The organism is Apilactobacillus xinyiensis (genome assembly GCF_019656235.1).
Classification (GTDB): domain Bacteria; phylum Bacillota; class Bacilli; order Lactobacillales; family Lactobacillaceae; genus Apilactobacillus; species Apilactobacillus xinyiensis.
Window position 1 is genome coordinate 22,107 of the sequence record NZ_BPLL01000014.1, and the last position, 18,847, is coordinate 40,953.

Here is an 18,847-nt window from a genome sequence, read left to right on the forward strand (position 1 = left end):
GACTTCAAAAGGCATCATTAATTTTTGTGTAAATGATATTCGCTTAGAAGAACTTCAATTCCTTCATCCGCATTTTTCACACGAAAAACGTCATTATTTGAAGATGTTACTTCATATTTGTTATTTTCAATTTCACGAATTTTACCGATGCTTTCATTTCCTACTTTAAGAACATCATAAACATCACCGTTTAATTTTTCAGTTTCTAACTGAACTTGAATATTTTTTTTACTTTTTGACATGCTTACCTCCAAAATAAAAATAGTCGACTTAATATCGGCTACTTTAAGTTAATTGAGCGACGATATTGTTCTCTTGCTCGCTTATTTCTATAGATTGAAAATTTATCGGGTACCGGATCATAACCACCGTGAATAAACGGATTACATCTGATGATTCTAGCTATTCCCATTATTAAACCTAATAAAACCCCGTGTTTACGTAATGCAACTATCATATAGGTAGAACATGATGGATAGTACTTACAAGTGGGTGGAAATAGTGGTGAGATAAATTTTTTATAAAAATTAACTAGTAAGATTAATATAGTTTTCATTGATCTTCGCTGGCATTGATTAACTTGTTTTCCTTACCATCTTTACTAATATGTTCTAATAAAGCGCCAGCACCCTTAGCTACATTGTTTAATGGATTTTCTGAAATAACTACTGGAACAGTTAAAACATCAGCAATGGCCTTGTCAATTCCTTTAAGAAGTGAGCCACCACCAGTTAACATCACGCCACGATCAACAATATCTGAAGCTAATTCTGGTGGAACAACTTCTAATACATCTTTAGCAGCTGAAATGATTTGATTAACTGTATCAGAAAGTGCTTCACTAATTTCTTGGCTAGTCAAAGTCAATGACTTAGGCATTCCACTAACTGCATCACGACCTCTAACTTCCATAGTTTTAGAGTCAGTTGAATGTGTATCAGCATTGCCAATGGTCATCTTTATTTTTTCAGCAGTATGTTCACCAATGATTAAACTATGGTTATTTTTAACGTAATTAACAATATCAAAATTCATTTGATCACCAGCTAAACGAATTGAATTGCTTGCTACGATGTCACCTAAGGATAGTACTGCAATATCAGATGTTCCACCACCAATATCAATTACCATATTACCTTTTGGTTGAAAAATATCCATACCTGCACCAATAGCAGCTACTTTAGGTTCTTCTTCTAAGTAAACTTTTCCACCACCGGATTTTTCGGCTGCTTGAATAATTGCTTTTCTTTCTATGTTAGTAATATTAGTTGGTGCACAAATCATAGTCTTTGGTTTAGACATAAATCCTTTAACATTTAGCTTGTTAATGAAATAAGTTAACATTTTTTCAGTAACGTCAAAGTCAGAAATAACTCCGTCTTTTAATGGGCGAATAGCTCTAATGTTACTAGGAGTTCTACCTACCATACGATAAGCTTCTGAACCCACTGCCAAAACTTTATTAGTTTGTACATCAATAGCCACTACTGATGGTTCATTTAAAACAATTCCTTTACCTGTAACATATATAAGAACATTAGCTGTCCCTAAGTCGATGCCAATATCTTTTGCCATCATTGTTCCTCCTGATTATTATCTTTCATTGTTTATAGTTTGTTCAATTTTATCTAAGTTAATTTTGCTGTTATCTTCAACATTAATACGTCTTACTTTTGCACCTAATTTTCTTAATTTATTATGAAAATCATAATATCCACGATCTAAGTATTTAAGATTTCTTACTTGTGTAATGCCATCCGCAACTAAACCAGCTAAAACTAAAGCTGCTCCTGCACGCAGATCTGTCGCCGCAACTTCTGCTCCACTAAAATCTGTGGGACCTTCTAAGACAGCACTGCGACCATGTATTTTGTATTTTGCATTCATACGACGCAACTCTTCTAAATGCATAAAACGATTTTCGAATACATTTTCTGTTAGCATGCTAATTCCATTAGCTGCTAATTGCAAAACACTCATTTGTGGTTGCATATCTGTTGGAAAACCTGGATATGGTAAGGTTTCAACGTTAGTTGGTTTTAAATTTTCAGGACCTATAACTCTAATCCCTTCAGGTTTAATATCTACCATTGCACCCATTTCTTTAAGCTTAGCAATTAAAGGCAAATTATAAGCGGCATCAGCAGCTTTAACTAAAACATCTCCATTAGTCAAAGCTGCAGCTACCATAAATGTACCTGCTTCAATTCGATCTTGTAAAACATTATGTTCAGTTCCACTTAAACTAGTTACACCCTTAATGGATAAAGTATTAGTACCAGCACCAGTAATATTAGCACCCATTGCATTTAGAAAATCAGCTAAATCTACAATTTCTGGTTCCATTGCAACGTTTCTAACCGTAGTAACACCTTTAGCTAGAGTGGCTGCCATCATAATATTTTGAGTAGCTCCTACACTTGGAAAATCTAAGTAGATGTTGCTACCCTTTAAACCATCATCAGCAAAAGCCTCTACATAACCATCATGTTGTTCAATTGTTGCACCCATTGCTTCAAATCCCTTAAGATGTAAGTCAATCGGTCTAGAGCCAATTGCACATCCACCAGGTAAAGCAATTTTTGCATGACCCATTCTAGCCAATAGCGGACCCATTACAACAATTGAAGCACGCATTTTAGCGACATATTCAAAAGGAGCTTCCGTTGAGATATTGTTTGAAGCATTCAAAGTCATTGAATTATTATCAACATCAAAATCGACATCAATATTTAAAAACTTCAGTACCAAGCGCATAGTATAAACATCAGATAGTCGCGGTACATTATTCAAATGCACTAAATTATCTTCAGCAAGTATTGATGCAGCCATTATTGGTAAAACCGCATTTTTAGAACCTTCAATGTTTACACTTCCGTGCAGGCGATTACCGCCCTCAACAATTATCTTTTCCAATGGTAGACCTCCTATAATAAATACACCTCAAAATTGACTAAATAAATCGTGAATCTCATAAAGTAAAGTTATAAAAAGAGAAGCACATAAGTAACCTAAAGCTACTGATAAAACAACAACTAATGTTTGAAATTGTTGTTTATGCATTCTTAAAAATCTTTCTAAGTGCAAATCTACAATACACCAAAACGAAATAAAGATAAAAAATAAATAACATACAATATTCAAGATTATTTTTAAGTTAGAATAAAGCATAAAATACCTCTTTAATAACCTATACTATAACACAAAATGGCCTTTTTGTCTGTTATGTAAAATGAAAAAACTTCCGTAACAAATACGGAAGCTTTTTATTAATGTTTAGAAATATTGATTCGATTAATAGCTCTTTGTAAGGCTATCTGACTACGTTTCAAAGTAGCATCATCATGTTTTTGACGTGCTTCTTCAATTCGACGTTGAGCTCTTTCACGTGCTTCTTTAGCACGTTCAACATCAATATCCCCTTGTTTTTCGGCACTATCAGCAATAATTGATAGGTTGTTATTAGAAAACTCAATAAAACCACCATTAACGGCAATTTCATCAGTTTTTTCACCATATTCAACTTTTGCAATGTCGACTTCTAGAGAAGCAATAACCGGAACGTGATTAGGCATGATTCCTAATTGACCACTTTTAGTTTTTACAACAACTAAATCGGCAGATTCACGTTCATATACCTTACCATCAGGAGTAACGATACTAACGGTTAAAACTGAACTGTTATCAGCCAATCAGAACCCCCCTTAGTTGTTTGCAGCTTGCTTCATTTTTTTAGCATTTTCTACAACATCCTCAATAGGACCACAGTTTCTAAATGCATCTTCTGGAAGATCATCATACTTACCTTCTAGAATAGCTTTAAATCCAGCAACAGTTTGATCAACTGGAACATATTTACCAGGTAAACCAGTAAATTGTTCAGCAACACTGAAACTTTGTGATAGGAAGAATTGAATACGACGAGCACGACCTACGACAGTCTTTTCTTCGTCTGACAATTCATCCATACCTAAAATAGAAATGATATCTTGTAATTCACGATATCTTTGTAGTTCTTGTTGAACAGCTGTAGCAACTTTGTAATGTTCTTCACCAACAATTGAAGGATCAAGTGCAGATGAAGTAGATGCTAATGGATCAACCGCTGGATAGATACCTTGTTGTGTTAAGGAACGTTCCAAGTTAGTAGTTGCATCCAAGTGAGCAAATGTAGTTGCAGGAGCAGGGTCGGTATAGTCATCGGCTGGAACGTAAACTGCTTGAATAGATGTAATAGCACCCTTCTTAGTAGAAGTAATACGTTCTTGCAATTGACCCATTTCAGTAGCCAATGTTGGTTGATAACCAACGGCTGATGGAATACGACCTAGCAAGGCTGAAACTTCTGAACCAGCTTGAGTAAATCTGAAAATGTTATCAATAAATAATAGCACATCAGTACCCACTTCATCACGGAAGTATTCAGCAAGAGTCAAACCAGTTAAGGCAACACGCATACGTGCACCAGGTGGCTCGTTCATTTGACCATATACCATGGCAGTTTTTTCAAGAACACCTGACTCTTTCATTTCAAAGTACATATCGTTACCTTCACGAGTACGTTCACCAACACCGGTGAAGACTGAGATACCGTTATGACCTTGAGCAATATTATGGATTAATTCTTGAATTAAAACAGTTTTACCAACTCCGGCACCACCGAATAGTCCAACTTTACCACCACGAATGTATGGTGCTAATAAATCAATTACCTTAATACCTGTTTCAAGGATTTCAGCAGATGGGTTCAATTCATCATATTCTGGAGCATCTCTATGAATTGGCCAACGTTCTGCATCTTTATCAAATTCTGGGCCACCATCAATTGTTTCACCAAGAACGTTAAATACACGACCTAAAGTATCATCACCAACCGGTACTGAAATAGGAGATTCGGTGTTTTCAACTTCCATACCACGACGTAAACCATCAGTTCCGTCCATAGCAATTGTTCTAACAACACCGTCACCTAATTCAATAGCAACTTCGGTAATTAAATCTTCATTTTCACTTTTCTTAACTTTAAGAGCAGTGTTAATATCAGGTAATTTAACGTCCGTTGGGAATTCAACGTCAACGACTGGTCCAATAACTTGTACAATTTTACCAGTACTCATTTTCGTTAATTCCTCCCATCATATTAGTGCTTCAAAGCTTCTTGACCACCAACAATTTCAGTAATTTCGGTAGTAATAGCTGCTTGACGAGCACGATTGTATCGTAATTCCAATGATGATATTAAATCATTAGCGTTATCTGAAGCAGACTTCATAGCAGAAGAACTTGAAGAATGTTCAGCAGTTTTAGCATCCAAGATAGCTCCAAATACTAAACTTTCAGCATATTGAGGCAACACTACGTCTAAAACAGCTGATTCATCAGGTTCAATGTCATATTCAGCATTAATTTCAGCTGGTTTAATATCATTGCTTGCGTCTTCTTTAAACGCTTCACTATCCATTGGCAACATTTTTTCTGCCCTAAATGTTGAAGATACTCGATTGACAAAATGGGTATAACAAACATAAAGCTTGTTAAATACACCATCATCATACATAGAAGTTACTGTTTTAACGATTTCTTGTATTTCCTTAAAAGTAGGTACATCAGATACGTCATTATATTCATAAGCAACATTTACGCCGCGTTTTTTATAAAAATCAGCACCATTACCACCTACAGCAAGAACAATATAGTCATCTTCGTTAGGAGTATGTTCTTTTATGAAATTATTTGTCTCACGAATAACATTACTATTATAACTTCCAACCATTCCACGATCAGAAGTAACAACTAGATATGCGGTCTTCCCATTTTTTTGGGAGTTTGCATTACTTGAGGAATTTAAACTATCTAACAAATGAGACTGAGCTAAATGCATTACAACAGCTTTAACACGAGAAACATATTCCTCATAAGCAACTGAATGCTTTTGAATCTGATTCAACTTAGCAGTTGAAACCATTTGCATCGCAGTCGTAATTTGACGTGTATTCTTAGTTGATGCAATACGATGTTTAACATCATTAATAGATTCAGCCATTAGTTCTCACCATCCTTCAAGCTAGTTATTTTTTTGTTCTTTTTCAGTTGACTTACTTGGTTGAAAAGTTTGTTCAAATGCATGAACAGCTTCATCCATCTTATCAGTATCAGGCAATTTACCAGTACTTACGATTTGATCTAATAGGTCTCTATGAGAACCATCAAAGAATGCAAATAGTTCACTTTGGTAACGTGCAATATCGTCAATTGAAACTTTATCTAAGTATCCATGTGTTAAGCAATACAAGATAAGAACTTGTTTTTCAACTGGTAGTGGTGAGTGTAGTGGTTGTTTTAATACTTCCACAGTACGAGCACCACGGTTTAATTTAGCTTGAGTAGCTTCATCTAAATCTGAACCAAATTGTGCGAAGGCTTCTAGTTCATGGTATGAAGCTAAATCAAGTCTTAATGTACCAGCAACTTGCTTCATAGCTTTAATTTGCGCATCTCCACCAACACGAGATACAGAAGTACCCGCATCAACGGCTGGACGAGTTCCTGAATAGAACATGTCTGAATTCAAGAAGATTTGTCCATCAGTAATGGAAATAACGTTAGTTGGAATATAAGCAGAAACGTCACCAGCTTGTGTTTCAACAATTGGTAAAGCAGTCATGGAACCGCCACCCAATTTGTCTGACAATTTGGCAGCACGTTCAAGCAAACGTGAATGAGTATAGAAAATATCACCAGGATATGCTTCACGACCAGGTGGTCTACGAAGAATAAGTGATAATTCACGGTAAGCATTAGCTTGTTTTGTTAAATCATCATAAACGATTAAAACATGCTTACCTTTATTCATAAAGTATTCACCCATAGCAGCACCAGCATATGGAGCGATGTATAACAATGGAGCAGGTTCAGAAGGACCAGCTGACAATACGATTGTGTAATCCATTGCACCATATTTTTCTAATGTTGAAACTTGTGAACGTACAGTTGAATCTTTTTGACCAATAGCAACATAAATACAAATCATGTCTTGATTTTTTTGATTCAAAATAGTATCTACGGCAATTGAAGTCTTACCAGTTTTTCTGTCACCAATGATTAACTCACGTTGTCCACGACCGATTGGAACTAATGAGTCAATCGCTTTAATACCTGTTTGTAATGGTTCAGAAACACTTTGTCTGTCCATGATACCTGGAGCCTTTTTTTCAATTGGTTGAGTGCTTGATGTTGAAATATCACCCTTACCATCAATAGGTTGTCCTAAGGCATTGATAGTTCTACCAACCATAGCATCGCCCACAGGAACTTCCATGATTTTACCGGTACGTTTTACAGTATCGCCTTCACGGATTCCGTCAAAATCACCTAAAACAACAATACCAACATCGTTGCTTTCAAGGTTTTGAGCCATACCAAAGACGCCATTATCAAATTCAAGTAATTCGCCAGACAAGGCATTATCTAACCCATGAGCACGAGCAACACCATCACCAACATAAGTAACAGTACCTGTTTCTTCAACAGATAACTCGTCTTTATAACCAGCTAATTGTTGCTTGATTAGAGCACTGATTTCCTCAGCTTTAATGCTCATAAAAGTTTCACCTCTTTGATAGAATATTGTTAATTCAATAGAAGTTTCTTGATATTAGATATCTTTGTCTTAACGCTTCCATCAAAAATAACATTTGATGATTTAACTACTAAACCACCAATTATGCTTTGATCTACTTTGCAGTTAAAAATAACTTTATCAGCTCCTACACGTTGTGCAAAAGTATTTGAAAGATTATTTTTTTGGTCATCAGTTAATGGAACTGCACTAATAACGCTAGCGTGTACAATATTATTTGCCTTGTCATATAAAGCTTCAAAATTGTCTACAATTAACTTTAATGCATCCATCTTGCCTGCGCCAACTAATACTTTAAGTAAATTCTTGATGTATTTAGAATCTGCATTATCAATCAAAGGATTAATTAATTCTTGTTTCTTGTTTTCTGGAAAACTAACGTCAGCCAAAACTTTAGATAAGTTAGCATTATCATTAAAGATTTGTTCAATCTGTTTTAATTCTGCATAACCTGAGTCAAGTTGGCCGTCAGCTTTTAACACTTCAAAAAGTGCTTTTGAATAACGCTTTGCGAATGTGATTTTATCTAGCATTTTGCTTCCCCAACCCTTCAATATAAGAATCAATCAATGCTTTTTGGTCGTCAGCTTTCAATTCTTTTTGAATGATCTTAGAAGCAATTTCAATAGACAAATTTGCCACATCATCTTTGGTGTTTGCTAAAGCATCTTTACGTTCTTGTTCAATTTCTTTTTGAGCAGAATTCTTAATGCTTTGCGCATCAGTTCTTGCAGAGTTTACAATTTGTTCACCTTGTTGCTTAGCTGTATCTTTAGCACGGTTAACAATTGCAGATGCATCATCTTGTGATTTAGACAATGCTTCTTCGCGTTGTGCAGCTAATTTTTCAGCTTCTTGACGTGACTTTTCTGCAGAATTAATATCATTGGCAATTTTATTAGCACGTTTATCCATCATTTCACTCAACGGACCCCAAGCAAAATGCTTGATTAATCCCATCAAGATAATAAAACAAAACGCTGTGAATAAAAGGTTACCAGTGTAAAGTCCTTCTGTTAATACAAATGGACTACCAAATAACAAATGTGAAAACATCTATCGACACCTCCTTCTATTTGTTATTTTAAAGTTAAATTACTTGTTCATTACAAGTAAGGCAATAACAAAGGCAATGATAGGCATAGCTTCAACTAAACCAACACCAATAAACATGTTAGTTCTTAATTCACCAGATAATTCAGGTTGTCTAGCCATACCTTCTAGCATCTTAGAAATAACGATACCATCACCGATACCACCACCGATAGCGGCACCAGCCATAGCGATTCCAGCAGCAATTGCTCCCATAATTAAAATCCTCCTTAGTTATAAATAATCTATTCCTCAACTTCTATTTTTTGAGAAATATATACAGATGTTAAGGTTACAAATACAAAGGCTTGAATACTACCTAGAAAGACTGAAAAGCCTTGCCAGATTAATGTTAAAGGAACAGCAATAACCATGGTAATTGGTCCATGAGAAAATGCAAAATTCATAATAACACTAAGTAGCATTTCACCAGCAAAAATATTACCAAACAAACGTAACCCTAAAGTTAGGAAGTTGGTAAATTCTTCGAAAATACTAAGTGGTAACCATACCTTAAATGGTTTTAGATAAGTGTTACTAAAGTAACCCTTAAAACCAAATTTTGATACTCCCGCAAAGTGAGCCAACATTAATGTCATTAAGGCTAAAGTCATAGTGACAATTGGATCAGCAGTTGGACTCTTTACGTAAGAGACATCGTTATAAGTCAATTGGATAAACAATCCTAATTGGTTGGAAATAAGGATGAAGAAAAATAGCACAAATGCATACAAACTAAATGCTCGAGAAGTGTCCTTATCAAGCGAACCCTTGACGATATTATTTGTAAAATCAGCCATCATTTCTAAAGCATTCTGTTTTCCAGTAGGTACTAATCGTAATTTTCTAGATAAAAAGAACATTAATAAAAATACAACTACCGAAGTAACAAAAACCGAAATCATATTACCAACATTGAAGGTTAATCCAAAAAGCTTAAAAGTGGAAACTGGATCGTTCACAGACTATCACCCCTTTTCGTAACCCCAGTCACTTTACAAAAATGCAAAGCATTAATGGCGTATTTTAATATAAAATACATTGAAATATTACCACCATTCAAAATTAAATTCAAAAGAAAATTAATAAACTTTTAAAAATAAGTTACAAATTTGACAAAAAGATAGACAATATTTCTTATATGTAACATACACCATTATAAACTTTTTTGTAATAGTTAATTTAAAATTAATCTAAATTTTTTTATTTTGTACCAAATAAACGATCACCAGCATCACCTAGTCCTGGTACTATATAACCATTTTCTAGTTTTTCGTCAAGGGCTGCCGAGTAAACATCAATATTTGGATGAGCTGTTCTTAGTGCTTCAACTCCTTCAGGAGCAGCTACTAAACAAACAAATTTAATATTTTCTTCAGCTACCCCACGTTTTACTAAAGCATCCATTGCCATAATAGCTGATCCACCAGTAGCTAACATTGGATCAACAACAAAAATTTGACGTTTTTCGATATCACTAGGTAACTTAACAAAATATTCATGTGGTTGAAAAGTTTCTTCATCACGATACATTCCAATGTGTCCAACCTTAGCTGCTGGAATCAAATCTAAGATTCCATCTACCATCCCAATTCCAGCACGAAGTATTGGTACAATTGCAACTTTTTTACCAGATAGACATTTAGAATGAGCTGTTCCCATTGGAGTTTCGATATCAATATCTTCTAATGGCATATCTCTAGAAACTTCAAAAGCTAATAATGTAGAAATTTCGTTCACAACTTCACGAAATTCTCTAGTTCCACAATTTTTATCTCTTATAATTGTTAGTTTGTGTTGAATCAACGGATGATTCATAACTTGGAATTTACCCAAATCAAACACTCCCACTATATTTTTATTTTGCTAAAGGATGTTCATCAGTTAATTTTCGAACATCTTTTTTTATTTTTTCAATAACTTGTTCATTATCATAATTTTCAATAACATCAATAATTAATTCTGCAACTTTGCGAGAATCATTTTCATCAAATCCACGAGATGTAATAGCTGGTGTACCTAATCGCAATCCACTTGTAACAAATGGACTACGTTGTTCATTAGGAATAGCTTCTTTATTAGTAGTAATCATAACTGTATCTAATAAGTTTTGTACTTCTTTACCACTTAAACCTGTATCAGTTAAATCTAATACCATTAAATGATTATCAGTTCCACCAGAAACTACTTTAATGTGTTTAGAGTTTTTAAATTCTTCCGCCATTGCTTGAGCGTTCTTAATAACTTGTTCACAATATGCCTTAAATTCTGGTTGTAAGTCTTCAAAAAAACAAGCAGCTTTAGCAGCAACAACATGTTCCAAAGGTCCACCTTGTGTTCCAGGGAATAAAGCAGAATTAATTTGTTTAGCATATTTTTCTTGAGATAGAATCATTCCACCACGAGGTCCACGTAATGTTTTATGAGTAGTTGTTGTAACTACATCAGCAATGCCAATTGGACTTGGATGTAATCCAGTTGCTACTAAACCGGCAATATGCGCCATATCAACCATTAGATAAGCGCCTACTTCATCAGCAATTGCTCTAAATTGATGCCAATCAATAGTTCTACTATAAGCTGATGCACCAGCAACAATTAGTTGAGGTTTAACATCTTTAGCAATTTTTAGTATTTCATCATAATTTAAATGTTCTGTATCTGGATCTAGTCCATAAGAATATGATTTATAAATTTTACCTGAAAAGTTAACTTTGGCACCATGAGTTAGATGGCCACCAGCATTTAAATTCATTCCTAAGATTGTGTCGCCTGGTTTCAAGAAAGCCGCATATGCAGCTTGATTAGCTTGTGAACCAGAATGTGGTTGAACGTTTACAAATTCAGCACCAAACAGTTTTTTAGCACGTTCAATAGCCAAACTTTCAGAAACATCAATGAATTCACAACCACCATAATATCTACGTTTAGGGTATCCTTCTGCATATTTATTAGTTAATACTGAACCTTGAGCTGCCATAACTGCATTTGATGCAACATTCTCAGAAGCAATCAATTCGATTGTATGTTCTTGACGTTTTTCTTCATTATTAATTGCATTCCATAATTCTGGATCTTTTTGTTTGTAATCATAATTCATGATAAAGACAACTCCTTAGGTTTTATTAAATTATAGTTAACTTTACTTTGTAAAATGTGTCTGTCCAGCAGACTTGTTTAAACGATTCATATAAGCTTCACCGATACCTTTAGCATCAAATGATTGAGTTAGTATCGATTTTACTGAAGATTCATCATCAAAATGACGTAATCCAGCAAATAATAAATGACTAGCTGAATTAACATCTTGGCCTAAACTAAAAGTTTCTACATTTTCTGGAATTTTAAATTCAGAGATTCTTTGATCTGTAGCCATCATTCCAACTGGACCAGCTTGATGACTAGCCCAATTCAATGCATCTAACCAATCACTTTCTTGGTCAATAATATAAACTTGTGCATTTGGTGCATAATGTTTATATTTCATTCCTGGCGCCTTAGGGACTTCATCTTTAGCAACTTTATGGTGCTCATCAATTACTGGTCCAATTATTTTAGAAATATCTTCTGCAGTTACTGCACCTGGTCTTAAAATAGCTGGCGTATCTGTCGACATATCTAAAACAGTTGATTCTACCCCAAATTTAGAAGTTCCATCGTCTAAGATACCGGCAATTTTACCTTTTAAATCGTGATAAACATGTTGAGCAGTGGTAGGACTAGGCTTACCAGATGTATTAGCTGAAGGGCCTACAATTGGTACTCCTGCTTCACGAATCAATCCTAATGTCACTTTGTTATTAGGATTTCTAAAAGCTGCCGTATCCAGTCCACCAGTTACTGCTTTTGATAAACTTCCCGATTTTAACTTAAAAATAATTGTTAAAGGACCAGGCCAAAAAGTACTAATTAATTTTTTAGCTTCAACTGATAATGGTTGTGCGTATTTTTCAACCATCTTAATACTATCTACATGCACTATTAATGGGTTATCACTAGGACGCCCTTTAGCCGCATAAACACTCTTTACCGCTGCTTCATTCGTGGCATCCGCACCTAATCCATATACTGTTTCAGTAGGAAAAGAAACTAAATCACCATTTTGAATATCTTTAGCAGCTTGTGGTAAATCGTTAACTGTATAAATCTTTGTATCCAAAAACTATCACATTCCTTAATCTTGAATTTTCACCATTCTTGGATGATTAGCTAAATCTTGCTTAGTTTCAATCTTAGATAATGGGCTATGTTGTTTAAAAATGTCAACGACCGCATCTTCTTGCTTGAAACCAATCTCTAAATATAAAGTAGCATCTTGTTTAGAAACATCACCCCTTTCAAGTGAGATGCGTTGATATAACTCCAAGCCATTATTTTTAGCAAACAAAGCTGTGTATGGTTCGTATTTTAACACACTTTTATCCATATATGGGGTTTCATCATTCGAAATATACGGAGGATTAGAAACAATAATGTCAAATTCACCATTAATGTTTGTGAATAAGTCACTATGTCTAAAGTTAATATCTACATTATTATCGTGAGCATTTTTTTTAGCTACATTCAAAGCTGGTTCAGAAATATCACTAGCCCAAACTTGCCATTTGGAACGTTGTTGCTTTAAAGCAATCGCAATTGCTCCACTACCAGTACCAACATCTAGCACATTTAAAGGTTCATTAGAATTATCATTTAAAATCCAATCCACTAGTTCCTCAGTTTCCGGTCTAGGAATTAATACATTTGAATCAACTGATAACTCATTCCCATAAAAATGTGCTTTACCAATAATATATTGAGCTGGTTCACCGTTTATAAAACGTTGCACATCTGATTGAAACTGAAGTAACTGATTATCTGGCATTACATCACGATAATGCATTAAAAGATGTACATCATTCCAATTCAAACGCTCCATCATTAAATATTTAGCTGTATCGGTTGGTAAATTTTGTGCCTTTATGCACAAAGAAGCCCTTTTTTGGGCTTCAAAGTATGTTAACTTATTCATTTTTAAGTTGCTCCAACTTTTTAGCTTGGTCAGAAACAATTAAAGCATCAATAATTGTATCTAGTTCACCATTCATAACTTTATCTAACTTGTTCAAAGTCAAACCAATTCGATGATCAGTAACACGGTTTTGTGGATAGTTATAAGTTCTGATTCGTTCAGAACGATCACCAGTTCCTACAGCTGACTTACGTTCAGCATTATATTCACTTTCTTCTTTTTGTTGGTAATAATCATATACACGTGACTTCAAAACTTGCATCGCTTTCATACGGTTTTGTTGTTGTGAACGTTCATCTTGCATTGCAACTACAATTCCGGTAGGTAAATGAGTCATACGTACCGCAGAAGAAGTCTTATTAACATGTTGTCCACCGGCTCCAGATGCACGGTATACATCGGTTTTAATATCCTTAGGGTCAATGTCAATATCAACATCTTCAGCTTCAGGCATTACCCCAACCGTAGCTGTTGATGTATGAATACGACCAGCTGATTCAGTAGCTGGAACTCGTTGTACACGATGAGCACCATTTTCAAATTTTAGCTTAGAGTAGACCTTGTCACCAGTAATCATAATGGCAATTTCCTTAAATCCACCAACTTCAGTATCGCTTTCATCAATAATTTGAGTTTTCCAACCTTGACTTTCAGCGTAACGAGTATACATATTGTACAAATCAGCAGCAAATAAACTACCTTCATCTCCACCAGCAGCACCGTGAATTTCCATAATGATGTTTTTATCATCGTTAGGGTCTTTAGGTAGCAACATAATTTTAATTTTTTCTTCTAAATCAGCTTTTTCAGTTTCTAAAGTGCTAATTTCATCTTTTACCATGGATTCCATTTCTGAATCCAATTTTTCTTCTAGCATTTCTTTATTGTCGTCTAATTGTGAAGTAACATCTTTATATTTATTATAAGCTGCTACTACATCACGTAAACTACCTTCTTCTTTAGACAATTTCATGAATCTTTTAGTGTCCGCAATAACTTCTGGATCACTAATTAATTCATTTAATTCGTCATAGCGGTCAACTACTGATTGTAATTTTTCAAAAATTTCATCCATAATTAGTTAATCTCCTTATTTATTTAATGAATCAAAATCTGGGTTAAAGTAATGTTTACGACAAACTGGATAATAGGATTCGTTCCCACCTACTTGAATTTGTTCACCTTCATAAACTGGGGCATTATCATGAAAACGTAAATTCATAATCGCTTTATGCCCGCAGAACCAACAAATTGTTTTCATTTCTTCAATTTTATCAGCGTATAGCAATAAATATTTTGAACCTTCAAATAAATTATTTTGAAAATCATTTTTTAAACCAAAAGCCATTACTGGAATATTAAGTTTATCCACAATTTGAGCTAATTCTAAAACATTTTTTTTACTCAAAAATTGTGCTTCATCTACTAAAACACAACTTGCTTCAGGGTCTAATTTCTGAACCAATTCAAAACAATTATCGTGTTCACCGATTGAATGTGCCTTTCTGCTAAGCCCAACTCGAGAAGCTACTACGTTATGTTCTTCTCTAGTATCTAAAGCACTAGTCATAATAACGACTGATTTACCTTGTTCTTCATAATTGTGAGCAACTTTAATGATTTCAATTGTCTTACCACTGTTCATTGCTCCGTAACGATAAAATAGCTGAGCCATCTAAAAACTCACTTTCTTCATTTAATTTTCATACTCTATTATAGCGAATTTAATGGACAATTTCGATAGTGGTTTAAACATTCAGCATTTCAATTAAACTTATCTATTAAATTATTCATTTATAATGTTATTTAAAGATATATCCAATGAAAGTATGGTAAAATTTTCTATTATAATTATCGTAAATAAAGGGAGTCTTTTCAAATGTCAATTCGCAGTGGTATTGCAAGCTTCGCCGGTAAGTCTTCTTACTGGTTCTTACACACATTTTTACATGGTGGAAGTTCTCTGCCTGGTAAAATAACTACCAAAATTGATCCAAATATTCTATCACATTTAGGCAAAAATTATGATGTCATTGTTATAACTGGTACCAATGGTAAAACCCTAACAACCGCATTAACCGTACAAGTTTTAAAACAAAAATATTCTAACATTTTAACTAATCCATCCGGATCGAATATGGAACAAGGATTAGTAACCACCTTTTTAAAAGCCAAAAACCCTAAAACCGGTCGCAATTTAGCTGTTTTAGAAGTTGATGAAGCCAATGTTATTAAATTAACAAAATACATCAAACCAATTGCATTTGTGTTCACTAATATTTTTCGTGATCAAATGGATCGATATGGAGAAATTTATACTACTTATCAAAAAATTATTGATGGAGTTAAATTAGCACCTAAGGCCACTATTATTGCTAATGGAGATGCAGCTATTTTTAACTCAGTAGATTTGCCAAATCCTAAATTATTCTATGGTTTTCAAAATGGTGATGATGCACAAGATATTAAAGCTAAACCTAATACTGATGGCGTATTGTGTCCAAATTGTCAAAACATTGTTCACTACCGTTATATTATTTATGCTAATTTAGGTAAATATTTCTGTCCTAATTGTGGATTTGAACGTCCTAAATTAGACTTTGCTTTAAGTAAAATTAATACTTTAACACCTGAATCATCTACCTTTGAAATTGATAATCAAAAAATCAAAATTGGCATTGGTGGAGTTTACAATATTTATAATGCCCTAGCAGCATATTCAGCAGGTAAATTTTTAGGTATTGAAAGTAATAAAATTGCCCAAGCATTCACTAGTAACGAACGTGTCTTTGGACGTCAAGAAAAAATCAATGTTGAGGGTAAAGACGTTACGCTAATCTTAGTTAAAAATCCTGTTGGTCTTAATCAAGTTATTGATATGATTTCTTCAGATAAAGATGCATTCTCATTCATCGGATTACTAAATGCTAACTATGCTGACGGAATTGATACTAGTTGGATTTGGGACGGTGATTTTGAACGTTTACCACAAATGAACATTAAAAAATATATTACTGGTGGAGAGCGCTACAAAGATATTACTTTCCGTTTGAAGGTCGCTGGTGCTCCAGAAGAACTTCATGAAGTTGAACCTAACTTAGATAAAGTGGTTGAAAAGATTAAAACTGTTCCTACCGATAAGGTATACATTCTAGCAACTTATACTGCAATGCTAAAATTACGCAGCATTTTTGCTAACAAAGGTTACATTAAAGGAGGCATGGAATAATGGACATGCAATATGAACTAAATGTTGCGCACTTATATGGTGATTTAATGAACACTTACGGTGATTTGGGCAATATCCTAGTTTTAAAATATTATGCTCAACAAATGGGTGTAAAAATCAATTCAAAAGTAGTTAGTTTAGATGAAGACTTTAAAGCTGAAGATTATGATATTGCCGTTTTTGGTGGTGGTCAAGATTTTGAACAAGTCATTGTTTCCAAAGATATTCAAACTAAAAAAGATGAATTAATTAAATATATTGAAAATGATGGTTGTCTATTAGCCATTTGTGGCGGATTTCAATTATTAGGTCATTATTATATCGACGCTAAAGGTGATAAAATTCCCGGAATTGGTGCTTTAGACCACTATACTGAACCACAAGACAATAATCGTTTTATTGGTAACATTTTAATTAAAAATCCTGAAAATGGCGAGGAATATCACGGATTTGAAAACCATCAAGGTGTTACTCATTTAGGAAAAGATGAAAAGCCGCTTGGTATGGTTGAAAAAGGATATGGAAATAATGGTCAAGATCATACCGAAGGTGCAGTTTACAAAAACGTCTACTGCACCTATTTCCACGGACCTATTTTAGCGAGAAATGGTAATTTAGCTAAAAATATTTTAATGGCTGCCTTAAAACGTAAATATCCTGACCAAGATTTAAGTAAAGCTGCTAGTTTGAAAGTCCCAGCTTCATATTAAAAAGAGTGCGTTTAAAACGCACTCTTTTTATTTTTTAATCATTTAAAAAACTATCAATAATTTTTTCACGACATTGCATATATTTTTCATTTGGTGCTTTTGGATGAATTCGATTAGACAAGAATATAAAGGCTTGTTTAGTTTTAGGCTTAATAACAATAAAAGTTCCAGTATAACCCCCCTGCCAAATGTAAGTTTCACCACGTTTATTTTTACCAATAGCCCAACCAAAACTGCGACCTAAGTTTCCACTGACGGTTTGATCTTCAAATAATTCATCTACTAAATTTGGTGAAATAATTCCATTGTTTTTAGGATCAATCAACCAATTAACGTACTTTATTAAATCTGACAAACTACTAAATAATCCTGCTGAACCACAATCATATTTTAAAATATTAGCTTTAGGATCATCAACGACTCCTTGTAACATACCACGATTGGTTGTGACTTCAGTAGGCACACATTTATTTTTGTCTAAGGGATTAAATGAACTATTCAACATCCCTAATGGTCGCAAAACTCGTTCTTCAATTAATCTTTGAATCGGTGTACCTGTAATTTTTTTAGCAATTAAACCTAAAAAAATAAAATTAGTATCACTGTAATTCATTTTGCGGTTAATATCATCACTAATATGTAGGTTTAATAGCGCTTTAATTAAATCATCATGATTTAATTGGTTACGATTTTTAATATAACCATCAATGCCAGAAGTATGAGTAAGCAAATTTCGAATCGTTACTAATGGATATTTCCAAGCGGGAAGGTATAGACTGATTGAATCATCAACATTTAAGCGCCCTTGCTCTGCTAACTGTAGAATAACCGGCACTGTTCCTATGACTTTAGTTAAAGAAGCTAGGTCATAAATTTGATTATCATCCAGTAATGGTTTTGTTTCTGGAAGCCATTGCTTATCGCCTACAACACCAGTTTTCAGTTCTGTACCGTTTATTAAAGCATATGTAACTCCTGGTACAATTTTATTTTCCACCAAATCATTAATTAATGCTAATGTATGTGTAAATTTCATCTTTTCATCACCTTATATTCATTTTAAGTTAAGTATAATAAAAAAAGCAATCTTTTTTGTACCGCCTTAAAAAAGTTAGACATAATATCTAATTTTTTAAGGCGGTTTTTTTATGTCAAAATATTCAACT

The 18,847-nt window shown here is 34.0% G+C and carries 22 protein-coding genes; 2 read left to right on the forward strand and 20 right to left on the reverse strand.

Annotation, left to right across the window (positions count from 1 at the left end):
* Nucleotides 1–17 precede the first annotated feature (17 nt).
* The 19 genes from K5Q11_RS04440 to K5Q11_RS04530 all read right to left on the reverse strand — a co-directional run bounded on the left by K5Q11_RS04440 (nt 18) and on the right by K5Q11_RS04530 (nt 15,417).
* Nucleotides 18–242 (reverse strand): DUF2969 family protein, encoded by a 225-nt coding sequence (locus K5Q11_RS04440; protein ID WP_220727704.1) that lies wholly within the window; start codon nt 240–242, stop codon nt 18–20.
* A gap of 38 nt (nt 243–280) precedes the next feature.
* Nucleotides 281–556, reverse strand: coding sequence for a membrane protein insertion efficiency factor YidD (yidD, locus tag K5Q11_RS04445; RefSeq protein WP_220727703.1), 276 nt, complete (start codon nt 554–556; stop codon nt 281–283).
* Nucleotides 553–1,575: a rod shape-determining protein gene (locus tag K5Q11_RS04450; protein ID WP_285289893.1), complete on the reverse strand. Its 1,023-nt coding sequence runs from the start codon at nt 1,573–1,575 to the stop codon at nt 553–555. Before K5Q11_RS04450 ends, yidD begins: the two co-directional genes overlap by 4 nt.
* A gap of 18 nt (nt 1,576–1,593) precedes the next feature.
* Nucleotides 1,594–2,916: a UDP-N-acetylglucosamine 1-carboxyvinyltransferase gene (gene murA / locus K5Q11_RS04455; protein WP_220751386.1), complete on the reverse strand. Its 1,323-nt coding sequence runs from the start codon at nt 2,914–2,916 to the stop codon at nt 1,594–1,596.
* 27 nt (nt 2,917–2,943) lie between these two features.
* Nucleotides 2,944–3,171 carry a DUF1146 family protein gene (locus K5Q11_RS07575; RefSeq protein WP_373311487.1) on the reverse strand — a complete coding sequence of 76 codons (228 nt, stop codon included), beginning with the start codon at nt 3,169–3,171 and terminating at the stop codon, nt 2,944–2,946.
* A 98-nt stretch (nt 3,172–3,269) separates the two neighbouring features.
* Nucleotides 3,270–3,692, reverse strand: a complete 423-nt coding sequence (locus tag K5Q11_RS04465; RefSeq protein WP_220751390.1) for a F0F1 ATP synthase subunit epsilon — start codon at nt 3,690–3,692, stop codon at nt 3,270–3,272.
* Between the two features lie 12 nt (nt 3,693–3,704).
* Entirely contained in the window at nt 3,705–5,117 is a 1,413-nt protein-coding gene (atpD, locus tag K5Q11_RS04470; protein WP_056966743.1) for a F0F1 ATP synthase subunit beta, read from the reverse strand.
* Nucleotides 5,118–5,140: 23 nt separating this feature from the next.
* Complete coding sequence (locus tag K5Q11_RS04475; RefSeq protein WP_220751392.1) at nt 5,141–6,043, reverse strand: F0F1 ATP synthase subunit gamma; 903 nt, start codon at nt 6,041–6,043, stop codon at nt 5,141–5,143.
* A gap of 21 nt (nt 6,044–6,064) precedes the next feature.
* Entirely contained in the window at nt 6,065–7,600 is a 1,536-nt protein-coding gene (gene atpA / locus K5Q11_RS04480) for a F0F1 ATP synthase subunit alpha (RefSeq protein ID WP_220751395.1), read from the reverse strand.
* A gap of 29 nt (nt 7,601–7,629) precedes the next feature.
* On the reverse strand, nt 7,630–8,172 hold the full coding sequence (gene atpH / locus K5Q11_RS04485; RefSeq protein ID WP_220751397.1) for an ATP synthase F1 subunit delta: 543 nt from the start codon (nt 8,170–8,172) through the stop codon (nt 7,630–7,632).
* Nucleotides 8,162–8,695 (reverse strand): F0F1 ATP synthase subunit B, encoded by a 534-nt coding sequence (gene atpF, locus K5Q11_RS04490; RefSeq protein ID WP_220727695.1) that lies wholly within the window; start codon nt 8,693–8,695, stop codon nt 8,162–8,164. The genes atpH and atpF overlap by 11 nt, the downstream gene beginning before the upstream one ends.
* A 39-nt stretch (nt 8,696–8,734) precedes the next feature.
* A complete protein-coding gene (gene atpE / locus K5Q11_RS04495) occupies nt 8,735–8,947 on the reverse strand; it encodes a F0F1 ATP synthase subunit C (protein ID WP_220727694.1) in 213 nt (70 codons plus the stop codon).
* Between the two features lie 29 nt (nt 8,948–8,976).
* Nucleotides 8,977–9,693, reverse strand: a complete 717-nt coding sequence (gene atpB, locus K5Q11_RS04500; RefSeq protein WP_220727693.1) for a F0F1 ATP synthase subunit A — start codon at nt 9,691–9,693, stop codon at nt 8,977–8,979.
* A 241-nt stretch (nt 9,694–9,934) separates the two neighbouring features.
* On the reverse strand, nt 9,935–10,567 hold the full coding sequence (gene upp / locus K5Q11_RS04505; protein WP_220751399.1) for a uracil phosphoribosyltransferase: 633 nt from the start codon (nt 10,565–10,567) through the stop codon (nt 9,935–9,937).
* A 22-nt stretch (nt 10,568–10,589) separates the two neighbouring features.
* A complete protein-coding gene (gene glyA / locus K5Q11_RS04510) occupies nt 10,590–11,831 on the reverse strand; it encodes a serine hydroxymethyltransferase (protein ID WP_220751401.1) in 1,242 nt (413 codons plus the stop codon).
* A 42-nt stretch (nt 11,832–11,873) separates the two neighbouring features.
* Nucleotides 11,874–12,890, reverse strand: coding sequence for an L-threonylcarbamoyladenylate synthase (locus tag K5Q11_RS04515; protein ID WP_220751404.1), 1,017 nt, complete (start codon nt 12,888–12,890; stop codon nt 11,874–11,876).
* Nucleotides 12,891–12,905: 15 nt separating this feature from the next.
* Nucleotides 12,906–13,742 carry a peptide chain release factor N(5)-glutamine methyltransferase gene (prmC, locus tag K5Q11_RS04520; protein ID WP_220751406.1) on the reverse strand — a complete coding sequence of 279 codons (837 nt, stop codon included), beginning with the start codon at nt 13,740–13,742 and terminating at the stop codon, nt 12,906–12,908.
* Nucleotides 13,735–14,817, reverse strand: coding sequence for a peptide chain release factor 1 (gene prfA / locus K5Q11_RS04525; protein WP_220727688.1), 1,083 nt, complete (start codon nt 14,815–14,817; stop codon nt 13,735–13,737). The genes prmC and prfA overlap by 8 nt, the downstream gene beginning before the upstream one ends.
* Nucleotides 14,818–14,832: 15 nt before the next feature.
* A complete protein-coding gene (locus tag K5Q11_RS04530; RefSeq protein ID WP_220751408.1) occupies nt 14,833–15,417 on the reverse strand; it encodes a thymidine kinase in 585 nt (194 codons plus the stop codon).
* Nucleotides 15,418–15,621: 204 nt separating this feature from the next.
* Here K5Q11_RS04530 and K5Q11_RS04535 point away from each other — a divergent pair, with 204 nt between their 5' ends.
* The gene (locus K5Q11_RS04535; protein WP_220751410.1) at nt 15,622–16,971 is read left to right on the forward strand and encodes a Mur ligase family protein; all 1,350 of its coding nucleotides are present in this window, start codon (nt 15,622–15,624) and stop codon (nt 16,969–16,971) included.
* 5 nt (nt 16,972–16,976) lie between these two features.
* Nucleotides 16,977–17,681, forward strand: a complete 705-nt coding sequence (locus K5Q11_RS04540) for a type 1 glutamine amidotransferase (protein WP_220751419.1) — start codon at nt 16,977–16,979, stop codon at nt 17,679–17,681.
* 34 nt (nt 17,682–17,715) lie between these two features.
* Here K5Q11_RS04540 and K5Q11_RS04545 read toward each other — a convergent pair whose 3' ends face one another.
* A complete protein-coding gene (locus tag K5Q11_RS04545; protein ID WP_220751412.1) occupies nt 17,716–18,717 on the reverse strand; it encodes a serine hydrolase domain-containing protein in 1,002 nt (333 codons plus the stop codon).
* Nucleotides 18,718–18,847 lie beyond the last annotated feature (130 nt).

Bases quoted from the DNA above. Each gene is read 5' to 3' on its own strand.
- glyA (WP_220751401.1), bottom strand. From the start codon at position 11,831: ATGAATTATGATTACAAACAAAAAGATCCAGAATTATGGAATGCAATT.
- atpF (WP_220727695.1), bottom strand. From the start codon at position 8,695: ATGTTTTCACATTTGTTATTTGGTAGTCCATTTGTATTAACAGAAGGA.
- K5Q11_RS04545 (WP_220751412.1), bottom strand. From the start codon at position 18,717: ATGAAATTTACACATACATTAGCATTAATTAATGATTTGGTGGAAAAT.
- atpH (WP_220751397.1), bottom strand. From the start codon at position 8,172: ATGCTAGATAAAATCACATTCGCAAAGCGTTATTCAAAAGCACTTTTT.
- K5Q11_RS04450 (WP_285289893.1), bottom strand. From the start codon at position 1,575: ATGGCAAAAGATATTGGCATCGACTTAGGGACAGCTAATGTTCTTATA.
- K5Q11_RS04535 (WP_220751410.1), top strand. From the start codon at position 15,622: ATGTCAATTCGCAGTGGTATTGCAAGCTTCGCCGGTAAGTCTTCTTAC.
- atpA (WP_220751395.1), bottom strand. From the start codon at position 7,600: ATGAGCATTAAAGCTGAGGAAATCAGTGCTCTAATCAAGCAACAATTA.
- prmC (WP_220751406.1), bottom strand. From the start codon at position 13,742: ATGAATAAGTTAACATACTTTGAAGCCCAAAAAAGGGCTTCTTTGTGC.
- yidD (WP_220727703.1), bottom strand. From the start codon at position 556: ATGAAAACTATATTAATCTTACTAGTTAATTTTTATAAAAAATTTATC.
- prfA (WP_220727688.1), bottom strand. From the start codon at position 14,817: ATGGATGAAATTTTTGAAAAATTACAATCAGTAGTTGACCGCTATGAC.
- K5Q11_RS04475 (WP_220751392.1), bottom strand. From the start codon at position 6,043: ATGGCTGAATCTATTAATGATGTTAAACATCGTATTGCATCAACTAAG.
- atpE (WP_220727694.1), bottom strand. From the start codon at position 8,947: ATGGGAGCAATTGCTGCTGGAATCGCTATGGCTGGTGCCGCTATCGGT.
- atpD (WP_056966743.1), bottom strand. From the start codon at position 5,117: ATGAGTACTGGTAAAATTGTACAAGTTATTGGACCAGTCGTTGACGTT.
- K5Q11_RS04530 (WP_220751408.1), bottom strand. From the start codon at position 15,417: ATGGCTCAGCTATTTTATCGTTACGGAGCAATGAACAGTGGTAAGACA.
- K5Q11_RS04440 (WP_220727704.1), bottom strand. From the start codon at position 242: ATGTCAAAAAGTAAAAAAAATATTCAAGTTCAGTTAGAAACTGAAAAA.
- K5Q11_RS07575 (WP_373311487.1), bottom strand. From the start codon at position 3,171: ATGCTTTATTCTAACTTAAAAATAATCTTGAATATTGTATGTTATTTA.
- K5Q11_RS04540 (WP_220751419.1), top strand. From the start codon at position 16,977: ATGCAATATGAACTAAATGTTGCGCACTTATATGGTGATTTAATGAAC.